We start from the raw sequence: 17,849 nt of genomic DNA on the forward strand, positions 1-17,849 counted from the left end.
AAAATGAATAATTACACTGATCAGATTACAGAAATTGAAAGTTTGGAAATTACAGCCTCAGACCCGGCAGAAATTAAGCTGCCTGAAAAAGTAAAAATTTATCTTGATGATAAATTCAGCTATCGTGGTGTCAGCTGGGAAGCTTTAAACTTAGATAAGCTAAAAACTGAAGGGGAAATATTGGTTAAAGGAAAGATTAATCAGCTTAATTATCCGGAGCCGCTGGTAGAGCAGAGAGCTGATCCCTATATCTATCAGCACAGTGATGGCTACTATTATTTTACCGGTTCTTATCCTGATTATGATCGAATTGTTCTGCGGAGAGCCAAAAAGATAAGTGACTTAAAAGAGGCAGAAGAATATCTGCTCTGGGAAAAATATGATGAGGGAGAAATGAGTAAACATATCTGGGCTCCAGAACTTCATTATATTGACGGTAAATGGTATATATATTATGCTGCCGGCAGAGAAGACGATGTCTGGGCTATCCGTCCCTATATTCTGGAATGTCAGGACGATAATCCACTTACAGGTAACTGGGTCGAAAAAGGTGAGATAAATATTGAGTTTGAGAGCTTCAGTCTTGATGCAACAACTTTTGAACATCAGGGTAAAAGATATTTAATCTGGGCTCAAAAGGTTGCAGATGACACTATTTCTAATCTCTATATTGCAGAAATGGAAAACCCCTGGACTATAAAAAAACAGCATTTACTTTCAGAACCCGAATATGACTGGGAACAAATTGGTTTTGATGTAAATGAAGGTCCGGCGGTAATCAAAAGAAATGGTAAAATATTTGTTAGCTTTTCTGCCAGTGAAACAGGAGCACCTTACTGTATGGGGCTTTTAACTGCCGATCAAAACAGTGATCTACTGGACCGCAGTTCCTGGACAAAGACTGAAAAACCTGTTTTAGAGACTTCAGAAGCTACATCTCTTTATGGCCCCGGTCATAATTCGTTTACCAAATCGGAGGATGGAGCTACAGATCTGCTGGTCTATCATGCCAGATCCTACGAAAAAATTGAGGGTAATCCACTTTATGATCCCAACCGCCACGGCAGAATTCAGGAAATCTTCTGGCAGGAAAATGGAGAACCATACTTTGGCTACCCTGGTTTAAAGTTAGCTGCCAAAGTTGAGGCCACAGTAAAGATTAAATTAAAAAAATAAGAATAAATTAATTATGGGAGTTTGTTCTAATAGAGCAGGCTCCTTGTTATTTTTCTTTAAATGTATTATTATTGCATATAGAGAATAAGTAAGAAGTATAAAGAAGGGGTGAATAATTTATGAAGTTTAGAAAACTTGGAAAAACAGGTTTAAATGTTTCTGAAATAAGTTTCGGCGGCATAATGTTAATGGATACACCTCAAAAAGAAGCAAAGCGGATTGTAGAAACTGCAGTCAAGAAGGGGATTAACTTTTTTGATGTGGGACCCACTTACGGAAATGCTCAAAATATTCTGGGGCCGGCACTTAAGCCGTTTCGAGATAAAGTCTATCTGGCAAATAAAACTGAACCAGGTCAAACAAAGGATCAGGTAAGAAGAGATATGGAAGAATCACTGAAACTGCTGGACACTGACTATTTTGATCTCTACCAGCTGCACGAGGTTACAGATGAGGATGCTTTAAACAGCGCTCTGGGAGAAGGGGGAGCACTGGAGGCAATCATCGAAGCAGAAGAAGAGGGTTTAGTTAAAAATATTGGATTTTCCGCTCATAAAGAATGGGCAGCCCTAAAATTAATAAAAAGTTACGATTTTGATACAGTGATGTTTCCGATCAACTGGAACTACTGGTTTAATTACAATCAGGGTCCTGAAGTAATTAAAAAGGCCAGAGAAAAAGAGATGGGCATCATTGCAATCAAAGCTCTGGCACAGCGACAGTGGCAGGATGGGCGTCAGAATAATTATAATACCTGGTATAAACCGATTTATGATAATGACCGCCTGGCTGAACTGGCACTTAAGTTTACCCTGTCTCAGGATGTAGATACAGCTGTCAGCCCTGGTGATAACCGGATGCTTGATCTTGCTTTAGATATCTATGAAGAGAATGACGAAGACTTAAAAATTTCCGAAGCAGAATTAGAAGAATTAAAAGGCTTTTTAGAAAGTCACGGCGGTAAATTATATCCAATTCCAAAGTAAAATAATAACTTTAACTATAATTAAATCTGACAGGTAAATATACTTAAGATACCGTTCTTTAAAAATAACAGTTAAAAAGCTGTTTAAGTTTAAAGAACGGTATTTGATTTTGAGCTTAATTTTTTTATTTTTAAATTCTGCTATTTTTGCCAGTGCATTTCTTTTTTTAGCTGATCTATAAACTGGCGAGCTGTGCGCCCTGAGCGGCCATTATTCCATTTGCTCCACTGGAGAGCACGTTTTTCCAGCTCACTATTTTTAAGTTTGAGATCTGCCTGGGCAGCCAGCTTTCTTACTATCTTTAGATAATCAGCCTGAGAGGGGTTGCTGAACATTAAGGTCAGACCGAATCTTTCGGAAAGTGATAATTTTTCATTTAAAATGTCATTTTCATGAACTTCAGATTCCCGGTCCTGCCACTTTTCTCTGACCAGATGTCTGCGGTTGCTGGTGGCATAGAAGAGGACATTATCCGGTCGGGATTCAATACCGCCTTCCATAACTGCTTTTAGGTATTTATATTCAGTTTCAAATTCTTCGAAAGAAAGATCATCCATAAAAATAATAAAATGAAGGCCGCGCTCGTTTAAGTATTCAAGAATAGCAGGTAATTCCTTGATCTGGGAGCTGCTGATTTCTATTAATCGCAGTCCCTGCTGATAAAACTTATTTACTAAAGCCTTGACTGAAGATGACTTTCCCGTCCCACTGTCTCCATAGAGGAGGACATTATGAGCCTGAAATCCATTTAAAAAACTCTCAGTATTTTCTATCAGTTTTTTTTGCGTGTTCTGATAGGAAATTAAATTAGCAAAAGTTATTGAATCAGGGTTGTTAACCCGGCTTAATTTGTTATTCTGCCAGTAAAAAGCTCTGCTCTCATTTAATATCGAGGCACCGTGCTGATAGTAGAAATCCAGCAGAGCTTCCAGATTGTCTTCATGATTAGAGCTGGCAAAAAGCGGCTGAAATAAACCTTCTTTTTCTAAATCAAGTTCAGAATCTGCAAGCTTAAAATCGCTTAGATGCACAAATTCTTTTAAACCAGCAGCTGAAGCTAAGTCACTAAAAGAAAAAGCAAATAATTTATTGATAATTTTGAGATCATTAGCTGCCAGTCTATATAAGCTGGAATCTTCTGTGATTTCACCTTTTTCAGCCTTTAAACTAAAAATATTTTCGGAAGCAGTAATTATTTTTTTGAGATAATTATGCCAGATATCACCCTGCAGGCCTTCTCTAATACTTAAATCAATCAGTTGATAGATTAAATCAGTCAGGATTTGCTCTGAGTTATTTTCATTATTTAAACTCTCTTTTAAATTGAGAATTAAACTGTTAGTTTTGATTTCCTGAAATAAAATGAGTTTTTCGCAATTCTTTAAAGCACTTCTTATTTGTGTATAATCCAAATTATTTCACCCCTATTTGTATTATCCTTATATTAATAGTTATTATATCAGATCTGACATAATTTTTACATATTAGCTAAAAAAATTCTAAAAAACCCTTGCAAAAAGATTAAAAATATATTAACATTGAATTAACAAACAAATTGAGAATAAATAAAAACAATATTTTTTTGTCGAAATGTGCAAACGATTGCGCAATAACTTTTAATTATAGTAAGCTAAAGTTTGAGAGGGGTTATGTTGATGGATAATAGTGAAGCTCTACTTCAGGGCAAAAGCAGAGATGATAGCAGTGATTATCATAAGCTGCAGGGTGTTCTAAATTATGAAATTAAGTCCAATCAAGTTTTATTTGATTTTGAACATGCCAGTTTAACAATAGAATTTTTAAGAGCTGATATTTTTAGATTGATTATGGCTCATTCCAATCAGCCTGTAAATTACAATACAACTGAAGCTGTGATTGAACATAGTCTAAGCTGTGATAATTTTGAAGTTGAAGAAAATAAAGAAAATATTATCATTAAAACTGAAGCACTCAGGCTTGAAGTTAGAAAAGATAAATTTCTGCTCAGTGTCTTTGATCAGAAGGGTAATCTAATCCATCAGGATCACAGTGATTACGCCCTGGGCTGGAAAAAGCAGAAAGTTAGAGCCTGGAAATCTTTTGAGAACAGCGAAAGATTTTATGGTCTGGGAGAAAAGACAGGCTGGCTTGATAAAAAGGGTAGACGTTATGAAATGTGGAACCATGATACTTTTGTTCCTCATGTTGACGATACTGACCCCTTATATCAGTCAATCCCATTTTTGATTTCCTACAGTCCTGAAAACAGTTATGGTATTTATTTTGATAATTCATATAAAAGCTTTTTTGATCTGGGCAGTGAAGGACAGGATTACTATTCTTTCTGGGCTGAAGGTGGAGATTTAGACTACTATTTCTTTAACGGACCATCTCTGAAAGAAGTAGTTCAAAAATATTCAAAAATAACTGGCACTATGCCCTTACCACCAAAATGGTCCCTCGGCTACCACCAGTCCCGCTACAGCTATTATCCACAGGCTGAAGTGGATGAGCTGGTAAAAACATTTAGGGATAAAGAAATCCCCTGTGATGCCTTCCATTTTGATATTCATTATATGGACGAATATAAGATTTATACCTGGGATGAAGACAGCTTTCCTGATCCTGAGGCAATGTTTAAAAATATGGCCGAAAATGGAATTAAGGGCGTTACAATTATTGATCCCGGGGTGAAAAGAGACCCAGAATATAAACTTTATCAGGAAGGTATGGAAAATGATTATTTCTGTAAATATCTTGATGGTAAAGTCTTTATAGATAAAGTCTGGCCGGGCAACTGCGCTTTCCCCGATTTCACCCAGTCAAAGGTAAGAGACTGGTGGGCCGGACTGCAGAAAGATTATGTAGAGCTTGGAGTTAAGGGTATCTGGAATGACATGAATGAACCGGCTGCCTTTAATGAAACAGACACCATGGATGTTAATGTAATGCATCAAAATGATGGTGATCCTGGAACTCACCGCAGGTTCCACAATTTATATGGGTTTTTAGAAGATAAGGCTACTTTTGAAGGCTTAAAGGAAAGTCTTGCCAATGAAAGACCTTTTGTGCTGACCAGAGCCGGCTTTGCTGGTATTCAGAGATATTCTGCTGTTTGGACAGGAGATAACCGCAGTTTCTGGGATCATATAAAAGTTGCGATGCCGATGCTGATGAATCTTGGTCTGTCAGGTGTCAGCTTCTGCGGAACAGATGTTGGTGGTTTTACCGGCAACAGTAATGGTGAGCTTCTAACCCGCTGGACTCAGATGGGAGCCTTTGTTCCTTTCTTTAGAAACCACTGTGAGGTTAGGGCAATTTCTCAGGAGCCGTGGTCTTTTGGAGAGAAATATGAAAAGATAATAAAAAAATATATTGAGCTGAGGTATAAATTTATCACTCATCTTTATAATCTTTTCTATCAGGCTTCTCAAACAGGTATCCCTGTTATGAGGCCGCTAATTATGGAATTCCCGGAAGATAAAAAATGCGAAAATTTATCTGATCAGTTTATGATTGGTGAGAGTTTAATGGCTGCTCCGGTTTACCAGCCGGATCAGGATAAAAGAATGCTCTACCTGCCGGAAGGAAAATGGATTGATTTCTGGACAAATGAAATCTATCAGGGCGGAGAGCATATAATAGTTGACGCACCATTAGATACTCTACCACTTTTTGTTAGAGCGGGAAGAATTATTCCGCTTAATCAGAAGTTAAATTATGTAGATGAAAAAGAGATTGAGACTCTAGAATTAAATGTATTTTTAACTGAAGATAATAATCTGGGAACTTACAGTCTTTATGATGATGATGGTATTTCCTACAACTATCAGAATGGGGTTTACAATCTAACTGAGTTTAACTATCAGTATACTGACAATCAGATAATTTTTAATATAGAAAAAAAAGAAGAAAACTATCAGCAGGAATTTAAAGATTATAAGTTGGTTTTCAATAATTTAAATAAGGATCCTCAAACAATTTATGTTGATGGTAATGAACTAAGTGAGTTTTCTTACTCTGATAACACACTGGAATTTGAAGTTCCAGTTGTTATAAATAAAATTACCATAGAATTAAGTTAAGACACAACAAATTAAAAGGAGGAATTTTTAATGAGAAAGTCAATTATCACAGTTTCAATCTTAGTTTTAGCTTTATCCCTTATCTTTTCTGTAGGTGCTGCTGCTCAGCAGGATCTGGACAAAAAAGAAATTACTGAAGAGGTAACCCTTAAGCTCTGGGAAGCTGACGAAGAAAGAATCGATACTGAGATTTTAGATCCATTGATTGAAAGATTTGAAAGAAAATATACTAATGTTACTGTAGAAAGAACTCATGCAGGTAGTGTTGAGGATTTAAGACAGAACACTCAAACTGCTTATATGGGTGGTCAGGGACCTGATCTTGTATTAAGTCCTTTTGATCATATTGGTCCATTTTCTATTATGGGACTTGCTCAGCCATTAGATGAGCTGATGAGTCAGGATATGAAAGATAAATATATCGATGCTGCTCTGCCTGGTATGAGCTTACACGGAGAAACTTATGGTGTACCAGTAACTATGGGTAATCATCTGATGTTAATGTATAATAAGAATATTGTTGACGAAGCTCCTGAGACCTGGTCTGAATTAATTGAAGTTGCCAAGGCAAATACAGTTGATGAAGATGGTGACGGCCTGGTTGACAAGTATGGTTTAGCATATAACTTAAATGAGCCATTCTGGTGGGCTGCTTTCCACGGTGGTTTTGACGGCTGGGTATTTGATGAAGAATATAACCCTACTTTAAATACTGAAGCTACTGTAGATGCACTGCAGTTTGTTTATGATCTTAAATTTGAGCATGAAATCGTACCAAAAGAATCTGATTATGATCTGATGGACAGCCTGTTTAAAGAAGGTAATGTTGCCTTTATTATTAATGGAGACTGGTCAATAGAAGGTTATAAGAATGCTGAAAACATCGACCTTGGGGTTGCTCCAATTCCTAGATTCGAAAAAACCGGTAAGTATGGTCAGCCAATGACAAGTGGTAAAGGATTTATTATGCTGACTGAATTACCTGAGCAGAAACAGATTGCTGCAATTAAATTTATTGATTTCATGACCAGTACTGCAGCTCAGGAACTTTATGTAGATAATAACTTCCTGCCAAGTAATGATCAGGCTTATGGTTTACCACAAATTCAGAATGATCCAGTTATGAAAGGATCAGCTGAACAGTTAAGAAACGGTAAAGCTATGCCTGTTGTACCAGAAATGAGAGGTGTCTGGGATGCTGTAAGACCTGCTTTACAGAGTGTTATGAGTGATGACTTAACTCCTGAAGCAGCTGCAGAACAGATGCAGAAAGAAGCTGAAGAAAATATTAAGAGTATGCAGTAAAGAATTAATTTAAAACTAAAAAGAGGGGTTAAACCCCTCTTTTTCTTTTTTGAAAAAGGGAGGTAATTAAATGAGTCAACCTGGTGAAAACTTAAGGTTTACATCAGCCTTATCAAATTTTTCGCTCAAAGATTTTTGGAGAGAACATAAATTTTCTTATATGATGCTTTTACCAGCTTTTATAGTTGTACTGTTTGTTGTAATTTATCCATTCTTTTATAATTTTAGATTAGCCTTTTCTAACCTTAATATGTATAATATGAGGCAGTTCATTCAAAATGATGAGCTAACCTATGTTGGAATTCAAAACTTTATTCAAATAGTACAGGAAAGTTCTTTTTGGATTATTCTTTTAAGAACAGTCGCCTGGACGGTTATTAATGTTGTAGCTCATGTAGGGTTTGGAATCTTTTATGCTATTATACTTGATCGAGATATAATGTTTAAATCTATTTATAGAACTTTATTAGTAATACCCTGGGCCATTCCCCAGTATATAGTAGTCTTAATCTGGAAGGGGATGTTTAACTTCCGCTATGGTGCTGTAAATTTACTCTTAAGAAAAATTGGAGTGCCTGGAGTTGCCTGGTTAAGTCAAGCCAGTACAGGTTTTAGTGCAGCTTTGATAGTAAATATCTGGCTGGGGATTCCTTTCATGATGATGATTGCCTTAGGTGGATTGCAGAGTATTGATCCTAACTTTTATGAGGCTGCAGAAATTGATGGAGCCAGCAACTGGCAGCAGATTAAACATATTACACTGCCGCTTTTAAAACCGGTTATGTTACCTGCTGTAATCTTAGGTGTTGTCTGGACATTTAATAATCTGAGAGTAATTTATCTATTGACACAAAATACTCTAACCAACAAAATAGATATTTTAGTTACCCATGTCTATCGTTCTGCATTTGAATTTTACCGCTATGGTTATGCTGCAGCATTTTCACTGATTATTTTTGTTATTTTACTGGTCTGGGCAATTAGCTTTATCGACTATATCAATGCAGATTAAAAGGAGGTTATTAAATGTCAGTTAAAAAAGATCCTACATGGAAGAAAGTTGTTTTTCATATAATATTAATTATTTCTGTGATTATTGCGGTTTATCCAGCTTTAAGAGTTTTTGGAACTTCATTAAGACCGGGAGATTCTCTGCATTCAACCAGTCTGGCGATTATTCCTGATAATGCAACCTTTGAAGCCTATAGAACTTTGATTTTTGATAAAGGTTTTTTAGTCTGGCTCAGAAATTCACTGCTGGTCACATTTTTCACTGTGATTATAGGAGTTTCTTTAGCTTCAACAGCAGGTTATGTTTTTTCACGCAAGAGGTTTCCAGGCCGAAAAGGTGGGCTAACATTCTTTTTATTAACTCAGATGTTTCCGGCAACCATGCTTTTACTGCCGATGTATATACTTTTAGCCCAGTTTGGGTTAACTGAACAGACGATTGTAGTGCCATTTTTAGGAATGGCTAAAGCCCACATCGGTTTGATTATTATGTATTCTTCAACTGCTTTACCCTTATGTGTCTGGCAGATGAAGGGGTATTATGATACAATCCCCGAAAGTCTTGAGGAGGCCGCACTGGTTGATGGTTTAAATCAGTTCCAGGCTTTTTATAAGATTATTTTACCACTGGCCAAACCGGCACTGGTAATTACAGCTTTATTCTCATTTATGACTGCCTGGAATGAATATATGGTAGCTCGAGTTGTAATGACAGACAACAGTTTATATACCTTACCTGTTGGTCTAACCAATTTAGCCGGTCAGTTTAATACTGCCTGGGCTCAATTTGCAGCAGCTTCTGTACTGATTATGATTCCTGTTATGGCAATTTTCTTACTGCTTTCCAGATTCTTAGTTGGTGGTTTAACACTTGGTGGAGTTAAAGGTTAAAAAGTAGAATTAGGCTAAATTAAGAGTATTATTCATTACTATATTTAAATCTGAGTAGAATTGTTATATAATATTAATAGAGATTAAATTTTAATCTCAACTAAACTATAAGGATTGATCAATATGCCTACTTTAAAAGATGTGGCAAAAAAAGCTGGTGTAGCGCCATCTACGGTATCGCGAGTTATTAATGACAGTTCGCGAATCAGTGAAGAAACAAAATTTAAAGTCCGAAAAATAATGGATGAAATAGGTTACCATCCCAATATAAATGCGCGAAATTTGGTTAAGCAGAGATCACATAACCTGGGACTGGTAATTCCTTATTCAACAGAGGAAGCCTTTGCTGATCCATTTTATTCTGAGATTTTACGTGGAATTGGTGTGCTTGCTCATTCTAAAGGTTTCAATCTACTTTTACTCACCAGTAATGGAGAAGAAGAGGAAAAAAAGACAGTTTTAAATGCAGTAAGAGGCAAACAAATTGATGGAGTTTTACTTTTAAGGGCCAAAAAAGAAGATGAATTAATTGATGAGTTAACTAAAATTAATTTTCCTTTTGTTATTGTAGGTCGTCCTGAAGAAAAAGATAAATATTACTGGGTTAATAACGATAATATTACTGCCAGTGAAAAAGTTGTTGATTATTTAATCAAAAATGGTCACCGAAAGATTGCAATGATTATTGGTGATGATAATTATATAATGAATAATGACCGGCTGGAAGGCTATAAAAGAGCTTTCGAAAAAAATGGTCTAAAAATAAATAATGATTTAATACTGAGATCTGATAATACCGATCACCAAAATATATATATGCTTTCTCAGCAGATGATTAAAGAGCATCCGGAAATAACAGCTTTTTACGGGATGAGTGACACCATGGCTTATACAATAATGCAGGCCATGAATGATATGAATGTAAAAATTCCTGAGGATATTTCAATTGTCGGCTTTAACAATAATCCAATGTCAAAAATTGTTTCTCCCCCGCTGACAACTGTAGATATCAATATTTATCTTTTAGGAAATAAAGCAACTGAGCTCTTAATTGGAGTTATTAATGGTCAGGTTGATAAATATCAGCATACGATTGTTCCGACAAATATTATTGAAAGGGACTCCTGCAAAAAAATAAAATGATAGAATTTCTAAAAACCGGCAGACTTGTTCTGTCGGTTTTCTGATTACAGCTCAGAATTTGTCATAATATCTCTTTTTACATTCAGCTTATCTTATAATATAATTATTTTAGAGAATTAAAGTTTTGGGGGCGGCTCTATGGCTAATTATAAGGATTTTAACTTTAAAAAATATCTCTATTATTTTTTAGTCTTTTTATTTATTTCGGCTTCAATTTTTTTAATTCTATATTTTATTTTTTCACAGGATTCTGAATTGAAGATTTTAATTTCTTTTTCTTTAGAAAGTACTATCACTTTAATTGCTTTAGTTTTAATTTATTACAGTCTGGATGGTTTGAGAATTTATTATATCCTCTCAAGTCTGGATTACAGACTTGAAATTAAAGATATGTATCTTTCTGTTTTTCTAAAATATTTTATTTCAAATGTTACACCTTTCAGCAGTGGAGGTGGGCTGGCTCAGATTTATTATCTTCAAGATACAGGAGCCGAAACTGGAAAATCAACTGCTGCTGTAGTACTGAGAACAGTTATTTCTTCAACCATCTTATTATTTGCTGCACCATTAATTATGCTCAGTAATCAGGAATTTTTTTCTTTGGTTACCGGTCCACTATACATTCTGTTATTTATAATCTTTTTAGCAGTTTATTTTACCATGCTTTATTATCTGGTATTTAAAAACAGGTTTTTAAAAAAATTTATTTTAAGGCTCTTAAACTTTTTTAAAAAAAGAAATTTAATCAGTTCAAAAAAATATAAAAATATTTTAAGATATCTGTTTAAACACCTGGAGCTGTTTTCACACGATATTATTAAATTTGTAAAGCAGGATTTAAAGTCACTTTTTATTACAATTATTTTAACTATTATTTTTTTAGTTATCGAATATTCTTTTTCTTATTTTTTGCTGCGGGCACTCGGCTACTATCAGATTAGCTATTTAAATATTATCTTTTTACACACTGTAATTGCTTTTATAATGTATTTTACTCCCACCCCCGGAGCTGCAGGTGGAGCAGAAGCAGGTTTTATTTTGTTTTACAGGCACTTAGTAGAGAGAAATGATATTTTATCACTGCTTTTTTTCTGGAGATTTTTCACAAAATACCTGGGAATATTTATTGGTATGCTTGTATTTACATATCTGGTAATTACAAATAGAGAGGAAAATTAAAATGTCAGATCAAAATACTTTTATAGATAAATATTTTAATATCAAAAATTCGCTTCTATATTTTACAATTTTCCTTGTAATTTCAGCAGTTTCTCTGTATTATATTAATCGAATCTATTCTCAGGGGAGTAATCTTGATGTCTTACTGACTTTCCCTGTAAATATTTTAGTTTCCTTATTCAGCCTCCTGTTTTTCTATTTTATTTTTGATGGTTTGAGATTGTATTTTGTTTTGAAAACCCTGAATGCAGAGATTTCTTTTTGGAATGTTTATAAATTAGTTTTTATTAATATTTTTATTTCCAATATTACGCCACTGGCAACCGGTGGAGGTTTTGCTCAGGTTTATTTTTTACAGAAAAAAGGAGTACCGCTTGGAAAATCTTCGGCAGCTGTTGTGATTAGAACTTTATTATCAGCCACAATGCTATTTTTAAGTGTGCCTCTGATAGTATTCCGCAACCAGTCAATGCTCAATTTGCTTCCTGGAGATTATGTATTTATTTATCTGGGAGTTTTTCTGGCACTTTATTTTTTAATTTTTTATTTATTGATTTTTAAGTTGAGAGTGATTATGAAAGTAATCTATAAGTTTTTTTACTTTTTAAAATCAAAACACCTTTTATCTAAAAAGAGATTTAGAAAGATAATCAGATATATTTTTGAGCACCTGGAGCTATTTTCTGAAGACCTGGCTTTTTTTATTCAGGGTAAGAAAATATATGTTTTTTTATCTTTTTTATTTACAGTAATTTTTCTGCTGGCAGAGTTTTCTTTTTCTTATCTTATTTTAAGAGGACTTGGTTACCAGATAAGTTTCTTTAGAATTTTAACTCTGCAGATACTGGTAGTTTTTATAATGTATTTTGCCCCTACTCCTGGAGCGGCTGGAATTGCAGAAGGTGGTTATTCACTACTGTTTGCAAGATTTGTTGATCAGAGCGATCTTTTCCCACTGCTTTTTTACTGGAGATTTTTCAGCAAATATATTGGTATACTGATCGGTGTCTTTGTCTTTTTCTTCTTAATAATTAGAGGGGGGATAGATAGTGAAGAAGAGTAAGCTATATTTATTTATTTTAATCATTATTATTTTAATTTTATTTACATATAAAATTTACGCCCCCTACACAATTCAGGATTTTAATGCAGTAAATGTTAGAAATATGGACTTAATTAAAAATAATATTGATGACGAAGAATATTCTTTTGCGGTTGTCGGCAATATTGAAAATTCAATCGCTATTTTTGATAACCGAATTTTAGAAAAAATTAAAGCAAATAATATGGATTTTATTCTCTCAACAGGAAATAACCTGCGGGATGGAGATGAAAGTAAATATCGAGTTTTTTACCGAACTCTAGAAAAATTAAATATTCCCTTTCTAACTGCTATTGGCCGCAGAGAAATTGGAGATGGGGGCAATGAAAACTTTTATAAACACTTTGGTCCCTTTTATTTTTCTTTTCAAATCGATGATTCTTATTTTATTTTTCTGGATACAACTGAAAACACTAATTTAAACTGGCAGCAGCAGTGGCTGCAGAGTGAACTTGAGCGGGCAGAAGAATATGAGAAAAAATTTGTGGTGATGAATAAAACACCTCTTAAAGTCGAAAGTGAGTATCTTAAAGATGAAGATGAGCCGGGTTATATTGAATCAGAGAGTTTAAGAAAATTTTATCAGGAAACATTCAGCAGCTATAATGTTGATTCAGTCTTTTCATCTAATATTGGAATATTTTATCAGCAAGAAGTTGGCGGAGTAAATTATTATGTCAGCGGAGGTGCTGGGGGAGAATTAATTTTTGACAATCAGAAAAGTTTTTATCACTATCTTTTAGTTAATGTTTCAGATAGTGGAGTAGAGGTAAGTGTTGAGCAGCTGGAAAATAACCCCAGTGTTTTTTCAAAATTTCTGGTTAATATCTGGGTTTCACTGCAGTCCTTTTTCTATGCAAATTATATCAATATTTTACTGGTCTTATTTATTGGTTTAACAATCTTTTATATTCTGCACCGAGAAATCAATAAAGAAGTGGATTATTATCGGGATTTTGCCTATGCTAACCATGAAATTAAGGATCAGAAATTAAAGATAGCAATGTTCACTAATAACTACTTTCCGGTCATAGGAGGAGTTCCAATTTCAATCCAGCGTCTGGCGAAGGCACTGCGGAAAAGAGGACATCAGGTAAAGATTTTTGCACCTGAATATAAGGAAGAAACTGAGGATGAATCAAATATTATTCGCTGTAATTCACTTTATCATTATGAAGAAGCGGGTCTGGCCTTTCCGGTAACAAATATTTACTCACCTCAGATTAAAAGAGATTTTCAAAAAGAAGATTTTGACTTGGTTCATGCTCATCATCCATTCTGGCTGGGGAATAAGGGAAGAAAGCTGGCTGAAAAGTTTAATCTGCCGCTTGCTTTTACCTATCATACTCGTCTGGAAAAATATTCTCATTATGTACCCAATATCTTATTTATGCGCAAGTTTTTCAAAAATCGCCTTTCTCATTTTCTAATTAAAAACTTTGCCAATAATACAGATGCTGTTTTTGCTCCCACAGAATCTACAAAAGAGTACCTGCGTAATGTTGGAGTGAGCAGATTTATTAAAGTAATGCCAACCGGAATTGATTTTGATTATTATGACCGCCCTCAGGAGGAAATTGATGCTCTGAGAGATGAGTTGATTGGAGAGGCAGATCACCTTTTAATCTCTGTTTCCCGGCTTTCTCAGGAAAAGAATCTATATTTTCTTTTAGAGGGGATTAAAAAGCTGAAGGCAAAAAGTGATCTCAACTTTAAATTGATCATTATCGGCAGCGGTTCTGAAAAGGAAAATATTGAGGACTTTATTAATGATAATCAGCTGGAAAAAGATATCGAATTGATTGGTGCTGTAGACTTCAGAGAAATGGCTAAATATTATCTGGCTGCTGATCTCTTTGTTTTTGCCTCAACCACTGAAACCCAGGGGATGGTCTTACTGGAAGCAATGGCTGGGTATAACCCTGTGGTTGCAGTTAAGTCAAGTGGAATTGATGATGTTATAGAAAATGGTTATAATGGTTTTAAAACTGAAGAGGATACTGAAAAATGGAGCAGTGCTGTGGCAAAAATATTAACTGATTCTCAAAATTTCGAAGAAACTGCCCAAAATGCCAGAAAAATGGCAGAGTCATCTTCAATTGAGCAGATGGCAGAATCTGCAGAGGAACTATACTATAAGATACTGCAGCTGAAAAAGTATCAGTAATAGAACTTTCAGGCACCGTGCACCACCCGAATTTTGTCGTTTTATGTCTAAAATAAAATTAATTGGAGGCTGAATAATGTTGATTAATTTTTTTGAAGAACAAAAGGTTTTTCATTTAAAAAATGAAGAAATAAGTTATGTAATTAAAATATTAAAAAATGGTCAGCTGGGACATCTCTACTGGGGTAAAAAAATTGAAAAAGCTGAAAGATTGGACCGCTATGATATCTCTCAGCACCGGCCTTATGAGGCTTATGCTCTTAAAGATGATACGGGCTTTATCTTAGAAAATATAGCCCGCGAATATCCATCTTTCGGCCAGTCTGATTTTAGGGAGCCAGCCTATCAAACCGAAGCAGAAAACGGCTCAATTATCAGTGACCTAAAATATCAGGATCATCAAATTTACAGTGGCAAAAAAGAATTAGCCGGCCTGCCCTCAACCTATGTTGAAAAAGAGTCTGAAGCAGAAACTCTGGAAATAATCCTCTATGATGAGGTGACTGATCTGGAGGTGGTTTTAAGCTATACAATTTTTCAGGATTATCCGATAATTACCCGCTCAGCTAATTTTAAGAATCAGGGTCAGCAGAAGCTCAATCTCAAAAGGGCACTTTCAATGAGTGTTGATTTTGAGAATAAAGATTTTGAGCTGCTGCAGCTTTCCGGAGCCTGGGGCAGAGAAAGAGATATTATCCGCCGCCCACTGGAGCAGGGAATAACCAGAATCGACAGCAAAAGAGGGGGCAGCAGCCACCAGCAGAATCCATTTGTGGCTTTAGTTGAGCCGGAGACTGATGAGTACAGAGGAGAGGCCTATGGGTTCAGTCTTGTTTATTCTGCTAATTTTATCGCCCAGGCAGAGCGCAATCACTATGGTAAAACAAGATTAACAATGGGAATTAATCCTTTTACCTTTAACTGGCTTTTGGAATGTGGAGAGAGCTTCCAGACACCAGAAGTTGTTATGAATTATTCTGATCAGGGTTTAAATAAAATGTCTCAAAACTTTCATCAGTTATACAGAAGCCGACTGGTCAGGGGTAAACATAGAGATAAGCAGCGGCCGGTTTTGATCAACAACTGGGAAGGTACCTATTTTGATTTTGATACAGATAAGATATTAGAGATGGCAGCAGCTGCTGCAGAAGTAGATCTTGAGCTCTTTGTCCTTGATGACGGCTGGTTTGGGAAAAGAAATGATGATACTTCCTCACTGGGTGACTGGTATGTAAATGAAGAGAAACTGCCCGGAGGATTAGAATACCTGGCTGAGGAAATAAATAAGCTGGGGATGGATTTTGGCCTCTGGTTTGAGCCGGAAATGATTTCTCCTGACAGTGATTTATACCGTGAGCATCCAGAATGGGCCATCCAGGTCCCGGAAAGAAAGTCATCAGAATCCAGACAGCAGTTAATCTTAGATTTAAGCCGTAGTGATGTTCAAGATTATATCATTGAGCGGGTATCTGCTATTTTATCTAAGGCTAATATTTCTTATGTTAAGTGGGATATGAACAGGCCGATGACTGAATATGGTTCTTTAGAGCTTGCTTCTGAAAATCAGAGTGAGTTAAACCACCGCTATATTTTGGGACTCTACCGAGTTTTAGAAGAGATCACTTCCAGCTTTCCGGAAGTATTGTTTGAAAGCTGTGCCGGTGGTGGAGGCCGCTTTGACCCGGGAATGCTTCATTATATGCCGCAGACCTGGACCAGTGATGATACTGATGCAGTTGAAAGATTAAAGATCCAGTATGGAACTTCAATGGTTTATCCAGCTTCTTCGATGGGGGCTCATGTTTCTGCAGTTCCAAACCATCAGGTTGAGCGCAGTACCTCACTTAAAATGCGCTATGATGTGGCAAGTTTCGGCAACCTGGGCTATGAACTTGATATTACAGAATTAAATAAAGAAGAGATGGAAGCCGTCAAAAAGCAGGTTAATAACTATAAGGAGATCAGAGAGCTGGTGCAGTTTGGTGATTTTTACCGACTGCGGAGTCCATTTGCAGGTAATTTTACTGCCTGGTCTTATCTAAGTCAGGATCAGGAAGAGGTTCTGGCAGGATTTTATCAGGTGCTGGCGACTCCCAACCCGAAAGAGGAGACTTTAAAACTGAAAGGCTTAGATCCTGACAGGGATTATAAGGAGCTAAATAGTGGAGAAATTTATGGTGGGGATGAGCTGATGAATTTTGGTATCAAAGTTCCCTATTTAAAAGAAGATTTTTCTTCCAGAGTCTGGAGGTTTAAAGCTGTTTAAAAGATGTAATTCTTTTATTCAGGAGATTTAACTAAGATAAAAGCTAAAGATACTAAAAATATAAAAATAAGGAGTATAATTTATGAAAACAAAAAAGATAATTCTAATATTATTTCTCATTCTGTCACTTAGCTTTGTTTTAACAGGATGTTCTGCTATTGGTGAGTTGAAAACTGAGACTAGAATTAATGATTTTTTAACAAGTCCAGATGGGCCGGAATATGTATTAAATCAATCATTTAAAAAACTTATAGATGAATTTTCTAATACTCCGGACTTAGATAATTATGAATGGTCCTACAATGTTAATCTTGAAGATCCAAATATTGTAGATGCCCAAGCAGACTCTGACGGCTCCGGTATTTTAACTGCTAGAAATATAGTTTTAGTTTTTGACACTAGCATTGCATAAAAATATTTAAGAAAAGTCAAGTTCGATTTTTAGCGAAAATACTTGCTTAAATTAGAAAAACTCCTTATAATTGGGATTAGGATAGTCTTTGTCCAAATCCCAAAAAATAAGGAGCATATACTATGGACAAAGATATCACAGAAACCA

General features: G+C 35.5%; 13 protein-coding genes. 12 read left to right on the forward strand and 1 reads right to left on the reverse strand.

The features are described 5' to 3' along the window. The first annotated feature begins 3 nt into the window (after positions 1–3). Together C8C76_RS11710 and C8C76_RS11715 are read left to right on the forward strand one after the other, a co-directional pair. Positions 4–1,176 carry a glycoside hydrolase family 43 protein gene (locus tag C8C76_RS11710; protein ID WP_108141853.1) on the forward strand — a complete coding sequence of 391 codons (1,173 nt, stop codon included), beginning with the start codon at positions 4–6 and terminating at the stop codon, positions 1,174–1,176. A 119-nt stretch (positions 1,177–1,295) separates the two neighbouring features. Continuing rightward, positions 1,296–2,162: an aldo/keto reductase gene (locus C8C76_RS11715; protein ID WP_108141855.1), complete on the forward strand. Its 867-nt coding sequence runs from the start codon at positions 1,296–1,298 to the stop codon at positions 2,160–2,162. Positions 2,163–2,302: 140 nt separating this feature from the next. Here C8C76_RS11715 and C8C76_RS11720 read toward each other — a convergent pair whose 3' ends face one another. Then, positions 2,303–3,574: an ATP-binding protein gene (locus C8C76_RS11720; protein ID WP_108141857.1), complete on the reverse strand. Its 1,272-nt coding sequence runs from the start codon at positions 3,572–3,574 to the stop codon at positions 2,303–2,305. A 243-nt stretch (positions 3,575–3,817) separates the two neighbouring features. On the opposite strand from C8C76_RS11720, the gene C8C76_RS11725 reads away from it, so the two are divergent. The 10 genes from C8C76_RS11725 to C8C76_RS11770 all read left to right on the forward strand — a co-directional run bounded on the left by C8C76_RS11725 (position 3,818) and on the right by C8C76_RS11770 (position 17,702). Further along, a complete protein-coding gene (locus C8C76_RS11725) occupies positions 3,818–6,226 on the forward strand; it encodes a glycoside hydrolase family 31 protein (protein ID WP_108141859.1) in 2,409 nt (802 codons plus the stop codon). 30 nt (positions 6,227–6,256) lie between these two features. Continuing rightward, positions 6,257–7,531, forward strand: coding sequence for an extracellular solute-binding protein (locus C8C76_RS11730; protein ID WP_108141861.1), 1,275 nt, complete (start codon positions 6,257–6,259; stop codon positions 7,529–7,531). A 70-nt stretch (positions 7,532–7,601) separates the two neighbouring features. Next, a complete protein-coding gene (locus C8C76_RS11735; protein WP_108141863.1) occupies positions 7,602–8,543 on the forward strand; it encodes a carbohydrate ABC transporter permease in 942 nt (313 codons plus the stop codon). Positions 8,544–8,557: 14 nt separating this feature from the next. Further along, positions 8,558–9,433 (forward strand): sugar ABC transporter permease, encoded by an 876-nt coding sequence (locus C8C76_RS11740; RefSeq protein ID WP_108141865.1) that lies wholly within the window; start codon positions 8,558–8,560, stop codon positions 9,431–9,433. 123 nt (positions 9,434–9,556) lie between these two features. Further along, positions 9,557–10,576 (forward strand): LacI family DNA-binding transcriptional regulator, encoded by a 1,020-nt coding sequence (locus C8C76_RS11745; protein ID WP_108141867.1) that lies wholly within the window; start codon positions 9,557–9,559, stop codon positions 10,574–10,576. A 138-nt stretch (positions 10,577–10,714) separates the two neighbouring features. Beyond that, on the forward strand, positions 10,715–11,755 hold the full coding sequence (locus C8C76_RS11750) for a lysylphosphatidylglycerol synthase transmembrane domain-containing protein (RefSeq protein WP_108141869.1): 1,041 nt from the start codon (positions 10,715–10,717) through the stop codon (positions 11,753–11,755). Position 11,756: 1 nt separating this feature from the next. After that, positions 11,757–12,818, forward strand: coding sequence for a lysylphosphatidylglycerol synthase transmembrane domain-containing protein (locus C8C76_RS11755; RefSeq protein WP_108141871.1), 1,062 nt, complete (start codon positions 11,757–11,759; stop codon positions 12,816–12,818). Next, the gene (locus tag C8C76_RS11760; protein ID WP_258222538.1) at positions 12,805–15,024 is read left to right on the forward strand and encodes a glycosyltransferase; all 2,220 of its coding nucleotides are present in this window, start codon (positions 12,805–12,807) and stop codon (positions 15,022–15,024) included. Before C8C76_RS11755 ends, C8C76_RS11760 begins: the two co-directional genes overlap by 14 nt. 76 nt (positions 15,025–15,100) lie before the next feature. Further along, the gene (locus tag C8C76_RS11765; RefSeq protein ID WP_108141875.1) at positions 15,101–17,290 is read left to right on the forward strand and encodes an alpha-galactosidase; all 2,190 of its coding nucleotides are present in this window, start codon (positions 15,101–15,103) and stop codon (positions 17,288–17,290) included. Between the two features lie 82 nt (positions 17,291–17,372). Continuing rightward, a complete protein-coding gene (locus C8C76_RS11770) occupies positions 17,373–17,702 on the forward strand; it encodes a hypothetical protein (protein WP_108141877.1) in 330 nt (109 codons plus the stop codon). Positions 17,703–17,849: the final 147 nt, after the last annotated feature.

It is taken from the genome of Halanaerobium saccharolyticum, from assembly GCF_003053565.1.
GTDB classification, from domain to species: domain Bacteria; phylum Bacillota; class Halanaerobiia; order Halanaerobiales; family Halanaerobiaceae; genus Halanaerobium; species Halanaerobium saccharolyticum_B.

Excerpts from the sequence above, each read along its gene's own strand:
- C8C76_RS11710 (WP_108141853.1), top strand. The coding sequence starts at position 4 with ATGAATAATTACACTGATCAGATTACAGAAATTGAAAGTTTGGAAATT.
- C8C76_RS11715 (WP_108141855.1), top strand. The coding sequence starts at position 1,296 with ATGAAGTTTAGAAAACTTGGAAAAACAGGTTTAAATGTTTCTGAAATA.
- C8C76_RS11725 (WP_108141859.1), top strand. The coding sequence starts at position 3,818 with ATGGATAATAGTGAAGCTCTACTTCAGGGCAAAAGCAGAGATGATAGC.
- C8C76_RS11730 (WP_108141861.1), top strand. The coding sequence starts at position 6,257 with ATGAGAAAGTCAATTATCACAGTTTCAATCTTAGTTTTAGCTTTATCC.
- C8C76_RS11735 (WP_108141863.1), top strand. The coding sequence starts at position 7,602 with ATGAGTCAACCTGGTGAAAACTTAAGGTTTACATCAGCCTTATCAAAT.
- C8C76_RS11740 (WP_108141865.1), top strand. The coding sequence starts at position 8,558 with ATGTCAGTTAAAAAAGATCCTACATGGAAGAAAGTTGTTTTTCATATA.
- C8C76_RS11745 (WP_108141867.1), top strand. The coding sequence starts at position 9,557 with ATGCCTACTTTAAAAGATGTGGCAAAAAAAGCTGGTGTAGCGCCATCT.
- C8C76_RS11750 (WP_108141869.1), top strand. The coding sequence starts at position 10,715 with ATGGCTAATTATAAGGATTTTAACTTTAAAAAATATCTCTATTATTTT.
- C8C76_RS11755 (WP_108141871.1), top strand. The coding sequence starts at position 11,757 with ATGTCAGATCAAAATACTTTTATAGATAAATATTTTAATATCAAAAAT.
- C8C76_RS11765 (WP_108141875.1), top strand. The coding sequence starts at position 15,101 with ATGTTGATTAATTTTTTTGAAGAACAAAAGGTTTTTCATTTAAAAAAT.
- C8C76_RS11770 (WP_108141877.1), top strand. The coding sequence starts at position 17,373 with ATGAAAACAAAAAAGATAATTCTAATATTATTTCTCATTCTGTCACTT.